13 protein-coding genes are annotated in these 17,893 nt (G+C 49.1%); 4 read left to right on the top strand and 9 right to left on the bottom strand.

Translation table 11 applies throughout. The annotated features are described in order from the left end of the window. Positions 1-68: 68 nt before the first annotated feature. The 9 genes from C1A02_RS06415 to C1A02_RS06375 all read right to left on the bottom strand — a co-directional run bounded on the left by C1A02_RS06415 (position 69) and on the right by C1A02_RS06375 (position 11,138). Positions 69-1,208, bottom strand: a complete 1,140-nt coding sequence (locus C1A02_RS06415; protein WP_101697366.1) for a trans-sulfuration enzyme family protein — start codon at positions 1,206-1,208, stop codon at positions 69-71. 203 nt (positions 1,209-1,411) lie between these two features. Next, on the bottom strand, positions 1,412-1,858 hold the full coding sequence (locus C1A02_RS06410) for an RrF2 family transcriptional regulator (protein ID WP_101697365.1): 447 nt from the start codon (positions 1,856-1,858) through the stop codon (positions 1,412-1,414). A gap of 162 nt (positions 1,859-2,020) precedes the next feature. After that, complete coding sequence (locus C1A02_RS06405) at positions 2,021-3,166, bottom strand: tetratricopeptide repeat-containing glycosyltransferase (protein WP_101697364.1); 1,146 nt, start codon at positions 3,164-3,166, stop codon at positions 2,021-2,023. 197 nt (positions 3,167-3,363) lie between these two features. Beyond that, complete coding sequence (locus tag C1A02_RS06400) at positions 3,364-5,523, bottom strand: exosporium glycoprotein BclB-related protein (RefSeq protein WP_207204877.1); 2,160 nt, start codon at positions 5,521-5,523, stop codon at positions 3,364-3,366. A gap of 289 nt (positions 5,524-5,812) precedes the next feature. Further along, the gene (locus C1A02_RS13735) at positions 5,813-6,145 is read right to left on the bottom strand and encodes a hypothetical protein (RefSeq protein ID WP_243577947.1); all 333 of its coding nucleotides are present in this window, start codon (positions 6,143-6,145) and stop codon (positions 5,813-5,815) included. Positions 6,146-7,069: 924 nt separating this feature from the next. Beyond that, complete coding sequence (locus C1A02_RS06390) at positions 7,070-8,182, bottom strand: GerAB/ArcD/ProY family transporter (protein WP_101697362.1); 1,113 nt, start codon at positions 8,180-8,182, stop codon at positions 7,070-7,072. 15 nt (positions 8,183-8,197) lie between these two features. Then, complete coding sequence (locus tag C1A02_RS06385; RefSeq protein ID WP_101697361.1) at positions 8,198-8,407, bottom strand: hypothetical protein; 210 nt, start codon at positions 8,405-8,407, stop codon at positions 8,198-8,200. A gap of 11 nt (positions 8,408-8,418) precedes the next feature. Further along, complete coding sequence (locus C1A02_RS06380) at positions 8,419-9,558, bottom strand: Ger(x)C family spore germination protein (RefSeq protein ID WP_243577936.1); 1,140 nt, start codon at positions 9,556-9,558, stop codon at positions 8,419-8,421. Beyond that, on the bottom strand, positions 9,555-11,138 hold the full coding sequence (locus C1A02_RS06375; protein WP_243577935.1) for a spore germination protein: 1,584 nt from the start codon (positions 11,136-11,138) through the stop codon (positions 9,555-9,557). The genes C1A02_RS06380 and C1A02_RS06375 overlap by 4 nt, the downstream gene beginning before the upstream one ends. 1,072 nt (positions 11,139-12,210) lie before the next feature. On the opposite strand from C1A02_RS06375, the gene lepA reads away from it, so the two are divergent. The 4 genes from lepA (at position 12,211) to C1A02_RS06355 (ending at position 17,644) form a co-directional block, all read left to right on the top strand. Then, positions 12,211-14,019, top strand: a complete 1,809-nt coding sequence (gene lepA, locus C1A02_RS06370) for a translation elongation factor 4 (RefSeq protein WP_101697359.1) — start codon at positions 12,211-12,213, stop codon at positions 14,017-14,019. A gap of 27 nt (positions 14,020-14,046) precedes the next feature. After that, complete coding sequence (gene hemW / locus C1A02_RS06365; RefSeq protein WP_101697507.1) at positions 14,047-15,156, top strand: radical SAM family heme chaperone HemW; 1,110 nt, start codon at positions 14,047-14,049, stop codon at positions 15,154-15,156. A gap of 191 nt (positions 15,157-15,347) precedes the next feature. Then, positions 15,348-16,967, top strand: a complete 1,620-nt coding sequence (locus tag C1A02_RS06360) for a sensor histidine kinase (RefSeq protein WP_101697358.1) — start codon at positions 15,348-15,350, stop codon at positions 16,965-16,967. Further along, positions 16,955-17,644, top strand: a complete 690-nt coding sequence (locus tag C1A02_RS06355) for a response regulator (RefSeq protein ID WP_101697357.1) — start codon at positions 16,955-16,957, stop codon at positions 17,642-17,644. Before C1A02_RS06360 ends, C1A02_RS06355 begins: the two co-directional genes overlap by 13 nt. Positions 17,645-17,893: the final 249 nt, after the last annotated feature.

The raw sequence follows: 17,893 nt of genomic DNA, 5'->3' as shown, positions 1-17,893 counted from the left end.
AAAGAAAGGAAGCAAAGATTTGCCAAGGCTTGTACAGGTTTCATTTGCCTAGCCAATAGAACTGCTCTTTAATCTGTTTGCAAAGCATTTGTCAAATCGGCAATCAGATCTTCTGCGTTTTCTACGCCCACGGAAAGGCGCAAAAGCCTTTCGTTGATTCCTTTTTCTTCCCGCTCTTTTACTGGGATTTCTGCGTGAGTTTGCAGCATGGGGTAGGTAACTAGTGATTCCACGCCGCCCAGACTTTCTGCAAACTGAATCAATTCCACCCGGTTCAGAATTTGCTCTGCGGTACGGTGGTTGTCCACTTCAAAGGAAATCATCGAGCCAAATCCGCTGGTTTGCTTGCGGGACAGTTCATAATCCGGGTGATCCGGCAGGCCGGGATAGAAAACCTTTGCAATCTTTTTCTGTTGGGTCAGCCAAAGGGCTATTTTCTGTGCGTTTTCTTGCTGGCGATCCATACGCAAAGGCAAAGTTTTAATACCACGGATCAAGAGCCAACTGTCAAAAGGAGAAAGGCATCCGCCCGTGTTCTTATAGATAAAGCGCAGACGATCGCAAATTTCCGGGTCGTTGGCCACCAGAAAACCGGCCAGAGCATCGTTGTGGCCGCCCAAGTATTTGGTTCCGCTGTGAATGACCAAATCGGCACCCAGCGTCAGCGGCTTTTGCAGATAAGGGGTCAAAAAAGTATTGTCTACGGCCAAAAGCAGCCCATTGGCATGGGCCAAATCCGCTATTTTGCGCAGATCCGTTACCTGCATCATGGGGTTGGTGGGGGTTTCCACCAGAATGGCTTTGGTTTCGGGGCGAATGGCAGCCTTTACTTTTTCAGAGAAAGAAGTATTTACTAAGGTAAAGGAAATCCCATTTTTGGCGTTGATATGATGAAACAAACGGTGAGAGCCGCCGTACAAATCGTCGGAACAGATGACATGATCCCCCGGGGAAAACAATTCCATCATGGCGGCAATGGCAGCCATGCCGGAAGAAAAGGCCAATGCCTCTTTTCCTTGTTCCAGTTTGGCAACGGTTTTTTCCAGGTGTTCCCTGGTGGGGTTCTGCACCCGGGAATAATCGTAACCGGTGCTTTGTCCTACCCCCGGGTGGGCAAAGGTAGCGGTTTGAAAAATAGGCACGGAGACGGCTCCGGTAATATCATATCGGTCAGAACAGCCGTGAACGCAAAGGGTGTTAAAGTCCATAGAAATCTCCCGTTTCTGAATAGGCGCTTTGCGCTAGGCGAAGCACCGGGGTACTGAATACGAACCAAGGGCAGTTGGAACACCGGAAAGATACGGTGGGTTTTGCGGCAAAAATAAAGGGTGTGAGCTGTGAAATACATAGAATGCTTGCTTTACTTTCTTTTTGCTGCAAAATCTGGATGATTTGTATTTTTGAAAATGCCCTAAATATAAAACATAAAGCTGGTGTCAGAGCGGTGGCGCTCCGTTTCGGCGGCAAGATCCGCCAAAGTGACAGAAGATAAGGTGTCGGTTACGGCTTTGTCCAGCCGGTCAAAAGCAGAAAGCCGCATGGCCTTTTCAATTTCAGGCGATTTTTCCTGTACGGTGTTTTCCGTGGGCTCAAACAAAGACAATTCCACGGCAGACAGAACCTGAAAGACGGTGATTTGCCTTGGCATTCGTGACAACTGATAGCCGCCCTGAGCCCCTTTAATCGAATTGACAAGCCCGCCTCTTTTTAAAAGGGAAAAGACTTGCTCTAAATAGATTTTGGAAATGCCAAGCTTTTCCGAAATACTGATGACTGTAATATATTCCCCATTGGGATAGGATTCGGACATACTGATCATCGCGGCCAGAGCATAGCGCCCTTTGGCAGAAATTCTCATGAATTCAAACCTCGTTTCATACTGTTTGGACAGATGTATTTCATACTTTTACGATATGCATTAATGATATTAAAAAAAGCCGGAATTGTCAAGACCCGGCAATGAAAAAAGAAAGAGCCCTTTTCTGCGGAAAAACCGCTGAGAAAAGAACTCTTTTTGCAGCTAAGAGGATGGAGCCCCATCACTTTTTTGGGGATCTGAATGCTGTGGATTAGTCGACAAATGTTCCAGCGACAGCTGAATCATGCGCAGGTTGTTTTTAAGGCGCTCGTTGTCAGGGGTGATGCGCAGTGCGTTTTTGGCGTGTTGCTCTGCGCGGGGGAACATTTGCAGATTCCAGCAGGCGATGGCACACAAATCTTCGGGTGTGTGATCCCAGGCGTAGCCCATGTTGGCAAAGGTTTTGGATTTTTCCCGAATTTGCAAGGCCTGCTGGGTCAAAAAGAACACCAGTGGCCAATTTTGTTCCTTGTAAGCAAATTGGGCAAATTCCACATAGGGATCCCGCATAAAAGGAGTTTCTGCAATGGCTCTAAAATACCATCGATATGCTTCAGAAGGTTTCCCCAGCATAGAGTAAGAATACGCCATCCAGCGCATCGAAGCGCTTCGTTCTTCTTCCCAAGAGGCAAAAGGAAGATTCAAACGGCGATGCATGGTATCAATGCACTTCTGCCAATGTTTGGAATACAGGTATTCGCGCCCCAGATAGTATAGCATGCGGGAATCAATGGGGTTTTCTTTTACAGCCATTTCCAGCAGCGGCAGATAGGAACTTCTGGACTTTTTTGTGTCAGGGTAGTGATCCAGAACCATGTTTTCTACAAGAACCGTTTGTTCCGGAGTAGTCCCTTCATATATCAGGTATTCGTGAACCGGATAACTCCATTTATAACTGTTGCGGGCATGAACTTTAGTGTAATACAACTGCAAATCGGGGGATCCATCCGGATGATGGCTCCAGTTATAAAGATATCTGGCTCGGGTAGCCCCGGAATGCCATGCCTGTTCTAAGGCATCACGCCATCCGGGGGAAAATACTTCGTCCAAATCGGTGCACACACAAATGTCGGTGTTTTCGGGGACATGTTCCAGAGAGCGGTTGCGCGCGTGGTCAAACCGCCAGGGCTGAATGGTTTCTTCATAGACAATGGCGCCTAGCTCCCGCAGACGTTCTACGGTGCCGTCGGTGGAGCCAGTGTCTGTGACAATAATTTGATCCGCCTCCTTCATGGAATCCATCCAGCGGTCTACAAATTGCTTTTCGTTTTTTGCGATAGCATAGACGCAGACATGATAAGATTTCAAGCAACTCCCCCTTTTACTGGTATTTTAAATACTTTATTCCATAACCAGCGTATGATAAAAACCTTGTACATTATGCTTAAAACCATTCAGACCAAAAAAATTTGGATAAATAGAAGGTTTTTTGCAAAGGGAAGCCCGGTGCAGGAAAACCTGCACCGGGCTTTTATGCGGAAATCAGAAGTTGTTTCATGCAAGGGTTAGCTAATTGCCAAACCTGCACTGGTGTAACCAGCCACAGCTGCAGCCAAGCTAATTCCGGCAGTGACGTTTGCAGAAAAAATCAACAGCAGGCGTGTTCCTACAGTTACCGGGATATTTAGGCCTGTAGTAACACCTGACATGATGTTACCAATGTTGATTAGGCCAGTAAGCGGCGGGGTTAGCGTAACGACCGCACCGGGCACCTCAGTAAAGGTGTCGTTGGGGGTGGTGGACTGGAACAGACGCGCGGTCACCGTAATGGTTGTTCCGAGCAAGCTCAGTCCTGCACTGACGCTCATATAAGCAGACAGCGAGGTAATGGTACCGTCCCTAGGGACAGAGAAGGCAAAGTTTGTGAGCCCCAGAAGGCTGATGGTGGTACCAACCGCGTTAATTCCGGGCAGGTTGGCGCCAAATCCTACTGCACTTGAGGTGTTTAGTAAACCACCCAAAACCGTAGTTAAAACGACTGGGGTACCAGAGGCGAAAGGAATGATGGCTCCTAGTCCGGCGGGCCCGGTGGCACCTGTAGCGCCGGTAGGCCCGGTAGGCCCGGCGGCACCTGTTGCGCCGGTTGGACCAGTAGGACCGGCAGCGCCTGTTGCGCCAGTAGCGCCAGTTGGACCAGTAGGCCCAGCAGCGCCTGTTGGACCAGTAGCTCCTGTTGCACCGGCAGGACCAGCAGGTCCCGTAGCACCAGTAGCTCCCGTGGCGCCTGTTTCACCGGTAGGACCGGCAGGGCCAGTGGCACCTGTTGCACCCGTAGTGCCTGTTGCGCCGGTTGGACCAGTAGGACCGGCAGCGCCTGTTGCGCCAGTAGCGCCAGTTGGACCAGTAGGCCCAGCAGCGCCTGTTGGACCAGTAGCTCCTGTTGCACCGGCAGGACCAGCAGGTCCCGTAGCACCAGTAGCTCCCGTAGCACCTGTTTCACCGGTAGGTCCGGCAGGGCCAGTGGCACCTGTTGCACCCGTAGTGCCTGTTGCGCCGGTAGGACCGGCAGGACCAGTGGCTCCTGTAGCACCTGTTGCGCCGGTAGGTCCGGCAGGGCCAGTGGCACCTGTTGCGCCCGTAGCGCCTGTTTCACCGGTAGGTCCGGCAGGGCCAGTGGCACCTGTAGCTCCTGTAGCACCTGTTGCGCCGGTAGGTCCGGCAGGGCCAGTGGCACCTGTTGCACCCGTAGCGCCTGTTTCACCGGTAGGTCCGGCAGGGCCAGTGGCACCTGTTGCACCCGTAGCGCCTGTTGCACCGGTAGGACCGGCAGGACCAGTGGCTCCTGTAGCTCCTGTAGCACCTGTTGCGCCGGTAGGTCCGGCAGGGCCAGTGGCACCTGTTGCACCCGTAGCGCCTGTTTCACCGGTAGGTCCGGCAGGGCCAGTGGCACCTGTAGCTCCTGTAGCACCTGTTTCGCCGGTAGGACCGGCAGGACCAGTGGCTCCCGTAGCGCCTGTTGCACCGGTAGGACCGGCAGGACCAGTAGCGCCAGTGGCTCCCGTAGCGCCTGTTGCACCGGTAGGACCGGCAGGACCAGTGGCTCCTGTAGCTCCTGTAGCACCTGTTGCGCCGGTAGGTCCGGCAGGGCCAGTGGCACCTGTTTCACCCGTAGCGCCTGTTTCACCGGTAGGTCCGGCAGGGCCAGTGGCACCTGTTGCACCCGTAGCGCCTGTTGCGCCGGTAGGACCGGCAGGACCAGTAGCGCCAGTGGCTCCCGTAGCGCCTGTTGCACCGGTAGGACCGGCAGGACCAGTAGCGCCAGTGGCTCCCGTAGCGCCTGTTGCACCGGTAGGACCGGCAGGACCAGTAGCGCCAGTGGCTCCCGTAGCGCCTGTTGCACCGGTAGGACCGGCAGGACCAGTAGCGCCAGTGGCTCCCGTAGCGCCTGTTGCACCGGTAGGACCGGCAGGACCAGTGGCTCCTGTAGCGCCCGTAGCACCGGTAGCACCTGTTGCGCCGGTAGGTCCTGCAGGACCTACCGGTCCTTGTGGTCCAGTGGGTCCGGGAGGTCCGGGAGGCCCGGGGCATGGAACCGGGCAAGGCGGAATAGGCGGATAAGGTGGCGGACAAGGCGGGCAGCTATTGGCGTTGCTGCTGTAAACCTTCATGTTCGGATTAAATCCCTGATCTCCGCAACCAGATGAAAATCTTCTGTCTAGTGACATGTGCAATCTCCTATCTATCAGAAGTTGTAAAACAATAAAGTTATTGTATCCGATAGTATAGTATGAAAATTTGTGGGATAAGTTGCAAAGCAATTCCCCATAAAGTAAGGAATGATACGATTATATTGCTTTATAATCAAAGATTGTGGACTTGCTGCTATGGGGAAAAAGACAACTGCCCCCGCTGATCCAAAACGGATAAGCTGAGGCAGAAGCTAAAAAATGAAAGTACAACGGAGAAGATTGGTTTGTTTTATCTGAATGCAGAATTGTTTCTCGAGAGGAAGGTTTATGTATCCAGATAAATTATTGTAATATTAGCACCCACAGAAGTGGAAACAGTCAAAAACACGTCATTTCCAGTTGTATTTGTCAATGTTATAACTGCGGGGGCGGTGGTGACGGTAAGGAAATTGCTACCGAACATTTGGCCGTATAAAATAGGCGAGTCGGATACAGATTGGGACACACCATCGACATTTAAAGAAAGTGTAATTGTCGGTGCAACGGTAGAACCTTCTGCTGATACCCACCAGTTGACCAGATAGGTTCCGGGTTGAGTAACTGTGATTTCTCCGGTGCTGGTGTTTAAAGAGGCGAAAGTGCCCTGAGAACTAATCAATGTGTTAAAAGCAATGGGGTCATCATTCGCTAACTCAGTTGTATCTGGCGAGGAAAACTGAGCTTGAAGTCCGGATAAAAGGGCAGGGGGGCCGGTGGGTCCGGTATCGCCGGTAGGCCCGGTGGGTCCTGTTTCGCCAGTAGGCCCGGTAGGTCCGGTTTCGCCAGTAGGTCCGGTGGGCCCGGTATCGCCAGTAGGTCCGGTGGGCCCGGTTTCGCCGGTAGGCCCGGTGGGTCCGGTGTCGCCAGTGGGCCCGGTGGGTCCTGTTTCGCCGGTAGGCCCGGTGGGTCCGGTGTCGCCAGTGGGCCCGGTGGGTCCTGTTTCGCCGGTAGGCCCGGTGGGCCCGGTTTCGCCGGTAGGTCCGGTGTCGCCAGTAGGTCCGGTGGGCCCGGTTTCGCCAGTAGGTCCGACAGGTCCTGTGTCACCGGTAGATCCGGCGGGTCCTTGCGCTCCGGCGGGACCAGCGGGTCCGGTATCACCAGTGGATCCGATAGGTCATGTGTCACCGGTAGGTCCGGTGGGTCCTTGCGCTCCGGCGGGACCAGCGGGTCCGGTATCACCAGTGGATCCGATAGGTCATGTGTCACCGGTAGGGCCGGCGGGTCCTTGGGCTCCGGCAGGACCGGCAGGCCCGTGTGGTCCGGGAGGACCAGGAGGCCCCGGGCATGGAATTGGGCAAGGCGGAACAGGCGGATAAGGTGGCGGGCAAGGCGGGTAGCTGCCTGCTGCATTTCCGCTGCCATTGTGAATTTTCATGCTGGGATTAAAGCCTTGATTTCCGCAGCCAGAATAAAAATTTTGGTTTGAGGACATATGCAATCTCCTATCTATCAGAAGTTTTATTAGGGCCAGGTGAAGCCTCTAATAATATAATATGAAGATCTGCATATTTGGTTTTAGAAGGAATAGCTGTGTGAGTATAGCTTATGCAGCGGTAGGTGCAGGGTTCACGTGTTTTTGGCGTGTTTTCCATTCACCCATCAGCCAGATGATGATCGGTATAATAATTTGGAAGGGGAATGCATAATACGCATAAAAATCCAAGAAACCAAACATCTGTAGTGCATCGGTATAAGAGAGCATGCATAGAGTCAGAGCGAAAAGAAATATGGGCATGGTAAGCAGATTCAGTTTATTTGGAATGTTAATTAATTTTGCCAAACCTAAATTGGCCGAATAGAGAGATATAGCCGTTTTTGTTAGCCCTGCTATTACTAAATTGATAGAGATCGTTCCCTCAATGCGAGACAAAAAATCTCCGATTTCCATAATTTTAGCACAAGTGAAAGATGGAAAATATTCGGCCACCATCAGATGGGGGCCGATGCAAAAAATATTTCGCAACATGATGATCATCAGTAAGACAGTACTCCAGAAGTTTCCCTTGAGAAAAGTTTTATAAGGATTATTGTTTTGTACCGCAGACATCAGCGGAAGAAAAACTACACATTCCGCATAAGGAAATGCAGAGATTTTGAAAGCGCCGTCAAGAATTTCAGTGGGGGAATGTTCCATGATAGGGAGCAGATAATAAAAGTTCATGTGGCTTACAGTGGCCAGAATGGTAATGACAACAATCACAGAAGTAATATAAAACCCGATGACAGACCAGCGCCCAATCACCTGAATTCTGCTTTTGCAAAGGTAGGTTGCGACCAGCAGAATAGAAATCATCAAAGGGAGCTGGGGGGTTTCTGTCATAGCTGCAATTTCCATAAACTCCGACAGATTCCGTGTGACAATCCCGGCCATGTGCAGACAGTACCAGACAAACAGTCCAATTATAATTTTTCCGACTATCGTTCCGAACCAATCTAGAATAGAGGTAAAAAAGTCCTGCCCCTTCATCAAGTGTATGATTCTGGCATAAAGCAGAAAAACCGGGATGCACATTACTGCGGCAGTCAACAGGCTAATCCAGGAATCCTGGCGGTTCTGGGGATTGATTCCGAGCACTACGCTGCTGCCAAACATAAATAAAACCATCATCAGAACCATTTGCCGTGTGCTCAGCTGATTGTTGTGAATAGCTTTCATAAAAGAGTCCTTCCGTTATATGCCGTACAGCTTTTTTATTGCTACTGTTAAAAAAGTTGCAATGCTTATAACTGACGGCGTTAAGATGTGGATTACCAAAAGAACAAAACAAAGGCTTGTGGAACTAAGATAGAAAATACGCAGTGACTTTGCCATGAGTTTGCGTTTGGGAAGGTAATCGATTAAAATGACACACCCTATCAGAAGAATAAGCATAATCAGCATTGGGATCCCTCCTAATTCTGGCGTATCATAGCGGTATTTAGAATATGAACGTTGGCGTTCACCTCAATCGGGAGCGTCTGATAGATTTCATCCCAATTATTCTCTAACGTTTTCCACAAAGGTAAATTGGTTCGATAAATATAATTACCCAAACCCAAAACATCTGCATTAAACTCAGTTTGCGATCTTTTCAGACCAGTTTTCACGTTTTCTACTACCAGGTTTTCGGCGGACTCAGATATTTCTGCAATGGGGGGAAAATCCAGATTGCTGCCTTTGTGCGGGTATTCTGCCAAATAAGCGTTTACCGTGATATCTAATTTCATGGAAAGAGAACCGTTTTCATATTGATAAGATCTGGATACGGACGTATCGCTGATTTCCAGCGAAATATTATGGGGAGTTACTTTGGGAATATATAATGCCAAAACTCCCCCCTGCAGGGGACGATCCGCCATTAGTAGATATTTGCTTTCGTGTGGGGATAAAAAGCCCACAAGCTTGTCCTGACGAAAGACGGCAATTCCATTGGCTTCCACGTGATGAATATCCGTATTGGGTTCTGAAGGGCTAAAAAACACAGGCAGCCCGATTGAAAATCCCGGTTCCTCCAGTTTGTTATAAACCAGATAGAGAGGCGTGCTGATTGTGGAGCTTACGATACGGTTGTCTTCCCGAACGATGCGAACAATATCATAAGAAACCGCTCCGCTCGTTTTTCCGGTGAGAAGAATCAGATCCTGTGCCATGGGCTCTTGCGAGATTACAAGATCTATGTTTTCCCTCATTTCCGCATCCCGGAGCAAAAAATCAATGATTGCGTGCAGACCATCCTCCCGGGCGATACTTTGGCTGATAATGATCACTTGCGTATTGCCAAAATAAAGTTTGCTGGACAATTGTTTTTTGGCGTTGCGAACGGCGTCCAATAAAGTGGCACCCTGGGAAAATACCACGGTAGCGGTGGGACCTTGGATTTTGGTAGGCTTTTGCAGATCCATAATTTCAAATGCTACATTATACTGGTTTTCAGATTTGTCAACGGCTATTCCGGCGACAATAGTCATCTCATTGAGCCCACGATAATTCCAACACCCGGTCATGGGAATCAAAAGACAGATAGACAGCAAAACACTGATGAATTTTTTCATGGTTCTTCCTTCTTATCGGTGTTTAACCTTATGGTATTTTGTGTTAGAGCATGGGGACGTGTCACCATCTTCCACATCGGGGCGCGGAAAGGTTTGTCCTTAATATCCTGAAATTGCAGCATTCCGGTGGGTGTTAACTGAGAAATCCCGAAGGAATCCAGATTCAGCATGTGGATGATAAGAGTAGAAAAGGCAAGCATCATACCAAACAGACCCAAAATGGATGAGGCGGTTAAAATAAAAAGGCGGACAAAGATAATCGGCGCATTCATTTTGGGAACCAGAAGTGCGGTAATACCGGTAAGGCCCACAATGATAATCATGGGGGCCGCCACCAATTTGGCTTCTACCGCTGCCTGGCCAATTACAAGAGCCCCAACGATACTGAGGGCCTGACCAATGTTGGAAGGCATTCGCAGTCCAGTTTCCCGCAGAATGTCAAAAATGATCAGCATGATAAAGGCCTCTGCGGCGGCGGGCAAGGGCACACCTTGGCGTTCACTGGCAATGTTGATGAGAAGCGGGGTGGGAAGCATTTCGTGGTGGAAGGCTACAACCGCAACATAAAAACCCGGTACGGTGACAGTAAGAAGGAAGCCTAAAATGCGCAACATACGGGAAAAAGAAGTATAGAAAAAGTTCATATAATAATCTTCACTGCTTTGAAAATTTTCAATAAACAGATAGGGAACGGTCAGCACAGATGGGGTTCCATCTAAAAAAATAGCGATTCGCCCTTCTAAAAGCTTTGCTGCCACCACATCGGGCCGTTCGGTATACCCGGTGGTGCGAAATGGGGAAAGGGACGAGTCTCGAATTAATTCTGTGAAATAGTTGGTATCTAGCACCCCGTCAATATCAATCTTGTCTAGTCGGGATTCCAGTTCTTTGAGAACTCTTTTATTTACAAGGCTGTCCAGATAGCAGATGCAGGCTCTGGTTTGAGTGCGGCGCCCAAATGTGCGGTATCGTAGCTTTAAATCGTTGGTGCGAAGCTTGCGACGCAACAAAGTTAGGTTGGTACATAGACCTTCCGTAAAGCCCTCCCGCGGTCCTATCAGAATTTTTTCGGAATCCGGTTCACTGATATTACGAGTTTTAAAGCCTTTTACATCCACAACCAGTGCCTTATCACAGTGTGGCAGAAATAAAACTGCTTCTCCGTAAGTGATGGAGTTAATGATCTCTTCCCACTTGCTATAGATTGCGATACTGCTGATGGTTATCACTTTTTCTATCAATGTTTTAGTAAGCTCTCGCCCGGGCTTTTCTGATGAGTGGATCAGTGGGCGAATCACATTTTCATTTATTTGGAATTCGTCTACCATACCTTCGCTGTAAAACAACCGAAATCTCATTGATGGATTGTGAATGTTTTGTATTTCTCGGTCGACAATGGTATCATTTTCGGAAAATAGCTCCCAAAAAAACTTGCAGTTTTCTTCCATTGTATTGAATAAAAAGGTGTCTTTTGATTGGCTTTGTCCAATTTCTTTTATTTTTTTTTGAATTTGTTCTTGTTTTTCTCTGCGGGTGGAAAATGGGTTGAACAAGTTGTAATCAGCTCCAATCTTACACATTACTGGTCATATATCTCTTATTATGGGGTCTGTCGGTTTTTTCTATTCCTTTTTTTAGAGATTTTTCCCGGTGCTTCCAGTTTGCATCGCAAGGTACATTTTTCTTTTCAATTATTTGGCTTTGTGCTATAATAACCTCACGCCGCAGACAAAAGCAGGGCTTTTGGCGGCTGAGAGAACATTGCACCATAGCTCGGCTGAATTTTAAGGTTTTGCGGTTTGTAAGATTGCGGCCTAAAGTGAAGAATATGGTTTCAATAACCTCACGCCGCAGACAAAAGCGGAAGCTTTTGGCGGCTGAGAGAACATTGCACCATAGCTCGGCTGAATTTTAAGATTTTGCGGTTTGTTAAGATTGCGGCCTAAAGTGAAGAATATGGTTTCAATAACCTCACGCCGCAGACAAAAGCGGAAGTTTTTGGCGGCTGAGAGAACATTGCACCATAGCTCGGCTGGATATTATGGTTTTGCAGTGTTTAAAATTGTGGGGTCAAGTGAAGAGTATGGTTTAAATAACCTCACGCCACAGACAAAAGCGGAAGCTTTTGGCGGCTGAGAGAACATTGCACCATAGCCCGGCTGAATTTTAAGGTTTTGCGGTTTTAAGATTGCGGCCTAAAGGGAAGAATATGGTTTAAATAACCTCACGCCGCAGACAAAAGCGGAAGCTTTTGGCGGCTGAGAGAACATTGCACCATAGCCCGGCTGAATTTTAAGGTTTTGCGGTTTTAAGATTGCGGCCTAAAGGGAAGATTATGGTTTCAATAACCTCACGCCGCAGACAAAAGCGAAAGCTTTTGGCGGCTGAGAGAACATTGCACCATAGCCCGGCTTAATTTTAAGGTTTTGCGGTTTTAAGATTACGGCCTAAAGGGAAGATTATGGTTTCAATAACCTCGCACCGTATGCCTGCTTAGAGTGTTTAGCGGCAAAGGAAATATGAAATGATAACTAGAGTATCGGAGAGGACAGGCCATAAAAATGGCTTTTCTGATTTTTATAGAAGAAGTGTTGGCAAAAATAAGCGTGACGAAAAATAATTCAGTTACAGTGGGGAGAATCAGGTGATAGCATGTCGATTCCAAGAGATAGAATACGAAATTTCAGTATCATAGCGCATATTGACCACGGGAAAAGTACGCTGGCAGACCGCATTCTGGAACAAACACAGGCGGTTGCTCTGCGAGATATGGAAAATCAGCTTTTGGACAATATGGATTTGGAAAGGGAACGCGGCATTACCATCAAGGCACATGCGGTTACCTTGGTTTATCGCGCCAATGACGGACAGGATTATGTTTTTAACCTGATTGATACGCCCGGCCACGTGGATTTTAACTATGAGGTGTCGCGCTCTTTGGCCGCCTGTGAAGGGGCTCTTTTGGTGGTGGACGCTTCGCAGGGAATTGAAGCGCAAACTCTGGCGAACACCTATTTGGCGCTGGACGCAGGGCTGGAGATTGTGCCGGTCATTAATAAAATTGATTTGCCCAGTGCGGATCCGGAGAGGGTGCGCGCTGAAGTAGAAGATGTGATTGGGCTGCCGGCAGACGAGGCCCCTTGCATTTCCGCAAAAACGGGCCTGAATATTGATCAGGTGATGGAGCGTGTGGTAAAGGATATTCCCCCGCCGCAGGGCGATGAGAATGCCCCGTTGCAAGCTTTGATTTTCGACTCTTACTACGATTCTTACCGTGGTGTTATCGTTTATGTGCGGGTGAAAGACGGTGCGGTGCGAGTGGGTGACGAAATTCGCATGATGGCTTCGGGCAGTGAATTTACCGTGGTGGAAGTGGGGTATCTTCGGGCTTCCGGAATGGAACCGGCCCCCAGCCTTTCTGCCGGAGAAGTGGGGTATATTGCCGCATCCATCAAAGCGGTAAAGGATGCCCGCGTGGGTGATACGGTTACTTTGGCATCCCGGCCGGCGGCAGAGCCGCTGCCCGGATATCGGACGGCGCAGCCCATGGTGTTCTGCGGTGTATACCCGGCAGACGGCGCCCATTATTCTGATTTGAGAGAAGCGCTGGAACGGCTGCAGCTCAATGACGCCGCGTTGTCTTTTGAACCGGAAACTTCGGTGGCGTTGGGATTTGGATTCCGCTGCGGCTTTTTAGGGCTTTTGCATATGGAAATCATTCAGGAGCGGCTGGAGCGGGAATACGACTTGGATTTGATCACCACCGCACCCAGCGTAGTGTATCGAATTACAAAAACTGACGGGGAAATGGTGTTGGTGGACAACCCCACCAATTATCCGGATCCGACTTATATTCAGCTGGCGGAAGAGCCGATGACCAATGCTCATATTTACTCGCCCTCGGAATACGTTGGCAATATTATGGAGCTGTGTCAGGAGCGGCGCGGCGTATTTCAGGATATGAAGTATATTGATACTGACCGGGTTGATATTCACTATACTTTGCCCCTCAATGAAATTGTTTACGATTTCTTTGATTCGCTGAAAAGCCGTACCAAAGGATATGCCTCTTTTGACTATGAGCTTAGCGGATATGCAAAATCTAATTTGGTAAAGCTGGATATTCTGCTCAACGGTGACACAGTGGATGCTTTGTCCTTTATTATTCACGCAGACAAAGCCTATTCCAGAGCCCGTAAAATGACGGAAAAATTGGTGGAGAAAATTCCGCGCCAGTTGTTTGAAGTGCCGATTCAGGCGTGTATCGGCGGCCGGATTATTGCCAGAGAAACCGTTCGGGCCATGCGTAAGGACGTTTTGGCAAAATGCTATGGCGGCGATATTTCCCGTAAGCGGAAGCTGCTGGAAAAGCAGAAAGAAGGAAAGAAGCGCATGCGCCAACTGGGCAGTGTAGAAGTGCCGCAGGAAGCATTTATGAGCGTTTTAAAGCTGGATGAGTAAAAGAAAGGCCGAATCGTGGGAGAAAATTTGATTCGTACACCAATTGGCTTATATATTCATGTGCCGTTTTGTGAAAGCAAGTGCCCTTATTGTGACTTTTATTCCCAAAAAGGCAGCGAGCAAGATAAGACGGAATATGTAGAACAAATGCTAAGGGTATTGCAAGTACAGGGGAAACGCTTTCACAGACAGGCGGATTCCCTGTATTTTGGCGGCGGAACACCGTCACTTCTGGGGGCGGAACGGCTTACCCTTCTGGTGCAGGCCGCCAGGGAAATCTGGGGGTTGGATCAGGCGGAAATCACCGTGGAAGTCAATCCCGGCGAGTATACCCCAGGCTTTTTTGACACGCTGCGGTTAGCCGGAGTAAACCGATTATCTATGGGCTTGCAGTCTGCGGATGAGGAAGAACTTCGCCTGCTGGGGCGCCGCCATACGGCGGCACAGGTGCGTCAGGCGGTGCGGGAAGCACAGCAGGCCGGGTTTTCTAACATTTCCCTTGATCTGATGCTGGCGGTACAGCGCCAAACCGGGGATAGCCTGCGCCGATCAATAGAGTTTTGTGCGGATTGCGGCGTACAGCATATTTCTGCCTATCTGTTAAAGGTAGAAAAGGAAACGCCCTATTACCTTCAAAAAGAAAGCTTGGTTCTGCCGGACGATGAGGAAACGGCCGATTTGTATTTGCTGGCTTGCCGAGAGTTGGAACAGGCAGGGTACGGGCAGTATGAAGTTTCTAATTTTGCCAAGCCCGGGTTTGAGAGCCGACATAACCTGAAATATTGGAATGCAGAGGAATACTACGGTGCAGGGCCTTCTGCTCACTCCTTTCTCAACGGAAAAAGGTTCTTTTGCCCCAATGACATGGAAGAATTTCTGAGTTGGCCCAGACAGGTCTCTGAAGGAGAGGGCGGATCTTTGGAAGAGTATGCCATGCTGCGGCTGCGGCTTTCGGCCGGGTTACGGCAGGAAGACTGTATGAAACGATATAACCGCCCGATTCCGGCGGAATATTTGGAACGAGCCCGCCGCTTCTGCAGGCAGGGACTGGTGGTTTGTGATGAGGAATCCATCCGTCTGACCCCTCAGGGCTTTTTGGTTTCCAACGCATTGATTACCACTATTTTAATGGGATGAAATCCCGTTGCCAAAGGCCGTGCATTGCATTGCAAAGCATGGCCTTTGGCGATTCTGTCTGTGGGGAAAAGCAAGGAAAAGGAAAGCTGCCCTTTGCTTGACGGGGTCTTTTGGCTGTGGGATAATATGCGTAATATTAAAAAAGCACGGTAAGAATATCTGTTGGAAGAAAACCGGATGGGAGGAACCACATGCCTGTAAAAAAGAAAAAAAGTGCGTTAGAGCGAAAGCTTTATCGCGTCTTTATGTTGGTTTCAACCTTGGTCATTCTGCTTTCGCTGGGTGGCACAATGTACTTTGACATGCTTCGGCAGCGTCAAGAGATGGATACCATGATCAGCGGAATTGCAGCATATATTTCAGAAGGCACCGATGTGGTGGCCATGCTGGAAAGCGGTTACCCTTCCCCGCGGGTGGAGCGGTCTTTGGATGCGCTGTGCGATACGATTCCGAACATCAGCGTTGCAGTAGTCTGTGACAAGGACGGCGTTCGGTTTTATCACACCGATCGGCTGCAAACAGGGGAATCTTATGTAGGCGGGGAAGAAATTCCAATTTTGCAGGGAAGCGACCCGTATATCACCATCGGATACGGCACCAAAGGCGCTCAGAGGCGTGCTTTTCATGCGGTTTTTAATAAAGACGGAGAAATTATTGGTTTTGTAATGGTTTCTGTGTTCATCGGGGTTATCTCTGCCCGGCTGCAAAGTATTATGTTGGTGCACCTGATGATTTTGGGCGTCATGCTTTTGGTCAGTATCTCCCTGAGTCACGTCAGTCTTCGTTATCTGCGCAGCACCTTGATGGGCCTTCAGCCCGAGGAATTGCTGCGCCGTTATCTGCGGCAGGATGTGGTGCTCAGTGCCGTAGCCGAGGGGTTGGTGGCGTCTGACACCAAAGGCACTGTATTGTTTGTCAATTCAGTTGCCCGCAGTATGATTGGCGAAGACAAAGCGTTGGAAGGAAGGCCTGTTCGGGAACTACTGCCGGATACCCGGCAAGAATCGGTTTTGCGTACCGGCCAGCCGGAAGAACGTCGCTCCTGGATGGTTGGCGGGCGATCGGTGCTGGTCAACGAGGTTCCCATCCGGAAAGACAACCAATCCCCGGCAGAGGGGGTTCTGATCGTTCTTTATGATCGTACCGAGATGCTAAATATGTCCAATGAGCTGTTTGGTGCCCGCAGCATGATCGATGCGCTGCGTTCTTTTAATCATGAGTTTTCTAATAAACTGCACGTGATTTTAGGCTATCTGGAAGCCGGGCAGACGGATCAGGCCATTGGGGTGATTGTTAACAGCAATCTGATTACCAGCCAGCTGATTTGTCAAACGGCGGATCAAATCCGGGTATCAGAGCTTTGCGCGCTGGTGATAGGGAAAATGATGCACGCGGCGGAACAGGGAATTGAGTTAAAACTGATGGGCGACAGCTGCTGCATTGAGCAGGATCTTTTAATTCCGGTTAGCGACATGACCACGATTGTGGGGAATCTGCTGGAAAACGCCATTGAAGAGCTGAACTGCCATGAAAGTGAGCTGCGTGAGATTAAGTTCGGGCTGTATTGCCGCCCGGATTGCAATATTGTTGTTTGTGAGGATACCAGCACCGGTATTTCTCCGGAGGTACTGGATAATATGTTTGAAAAAAACTTTTCTACCAAAGGGAAATATCGGGGAACCGGGCTGTATGTGGTTCGGCGCACGGTGCGCCAGTATGGCGGCAGGATTGATGTGGAAACCGAGGCGGGGGTAGGCTCGGTCTTTACCATAACCTTTACCAGAGAGGAGGCGAACGGATGTATCCGGTAATTATTGTTGAGGATGACTCTATGGTCGCCGATATCAATTGTAAATATATTGAAAATACGCCGGGCTTTACGGTGAAGGAAGTGTTTCAAAATGGGGCGCAGGCGCTGGAATATCTAAAAACGCATGACGTACCGTTGATTATTCTGGACTATTATATGCCGGTGATGAACGGAATGGAGTTTGTGGACTGCTTGCACGGATTAGGCAAGGCACCGGATATTATTATGGTTACTTCGGCGGGTGATGCTCAGATTGTCTGTCAGATGGTCTCCCGCGGGATACTGGATTATCTGGTGAAACCCTTTGATTACAGCCGCTTTCGGGTCGCTTTGGATCGGTTTCGGCAAACCCGGGAGAAATGGGAAACTTTTGATGGCTCTCTAAAGCAGGAAGACATTGACCAAATGCTGTCTGCCGGTGCCGGAAAAGCCGCACCGTCTCAGATTTTGACCAAAGGGCTCAATGAAAACACGATGAATCTAATTCGCCGCTTTCTAAAAGAGAACCGGTCTTCTATGTTTACCAGCGAAGAAATTGCTGAGAAGGTCCATCTTTCTCGTATTACCGTGCGCCGTTATATGAACTTTTTGATGGAGACCAATGAGATTACCAGCACCATCGACTATCAAACCGGCGGAAGGCCGGCAATTAAATACTGTTATGGTAGAATTCCATAAAAAAACTATGTACCTTTTTATCATTTGATAAAAAGGTACAATTACTTTAGTTACAAAACGGGTACGATAATTACTAAAATTGAATTTTTCTGTAGGTTTCTCTATACTCAAATTAGATTTCGAACGGACCGGGGAAGTCCTGGAATCACATGAAGAAAGACAGGTGAATTTATGAAAGAATTCCAAGATGCTTTTCGATGTTTTTGGAATTCAAGCACAGGCCAAAATGGGACGGCGGCCCCATTTTAT

Source organism: Clostridium minihomine, assembly GCF_900240385.1.
Lineage (GTDB): Bacteria > Bacillota > Clostridia > Oscillospirales > Acutalibacteraceae > Faecalispora > Faecalispora minihomine.
This window is presented reverse-complemented; position numbering and strand designations above follow the sequence as displayed.

What these genes read in the sequence shown, in the direction of transcription:
- C1A02_RS06415 (WP_101697366.1), bottom strand. Translation starts at nt 1,208, where the DNA reads ATGGACTTTAACACCCTTTGCGTTCACGGCTGTTCTGACCGATATGAT.
- C1A02_RS06410 (WP_101697365.1), bottom strand. Translation starts at nt 1,858, where the DNA reads ATGAGAATTTCTGCCAAAGGGCGCTATGCTCTGGCCGCGATGATCAGT.
- C1A02_RS06400 (WP_207204877.1), bottom strand. Translation starts at nt 5,523, where the DNA reads ATGTCACTAGACAGAAGATTTTCATCTGGTTGCGGAGATCAGGGATTT.
- C1A02_RS06390 (WP_101697362.1), bottom strand. Translation starts at nt 8,182, where the DNA reads ATGAAAGCTATTCACAACAATCAGCTGAGCACACGGCAAATGGTTCTG.
- C1A02_RS06385 (WP_101697361.1), bottom strand. Translation starts at nt 8,407, where the DNA reads ATGCTGATTATGCTTATTCTTCTGATAGGGTGTGTCATTTTAATCGAT.
- C1A02_RS06380 (WP_243577936.1), bottom strand. Translation starts at nt 9,558, where the DNA reads ATGAAAAAATTCATCAGTGTTTTGCTGTCTATCTGTCTTTTGATTCCC.
- C1A02_RS06375 (WP_243577935.1), bottom strand. Translation starts at nt 11,138, where the DNA reads ATGTGTAAGATTGGAGCTGATTACAACTTGTTCAACCCATTTTCCACC.
- lepA (WP_101697359.1), top strand. Translation starts at nt 12,211, where the DNA reads ATGTCGATTCCAAGAGATAGAATACGAAATTTCAGTATCATAGCGCAT.
- C1A02_RS06360 (WP_101697358.1), top strand. Translation starts at nt 15,348, where the DNA reads ATGCCTGTAAAAAAGAAAAAAAGTGCGTTAGAGCGAAAGCTTTATCGC.
- C1A02_RS06355 (WP_101697357.1), top strand. Translation starts at nt 16,955, where the DNA reads ATGTATCCGGTAATTATTGTTGAGGATGACTCTATGGTCGCCGATATC.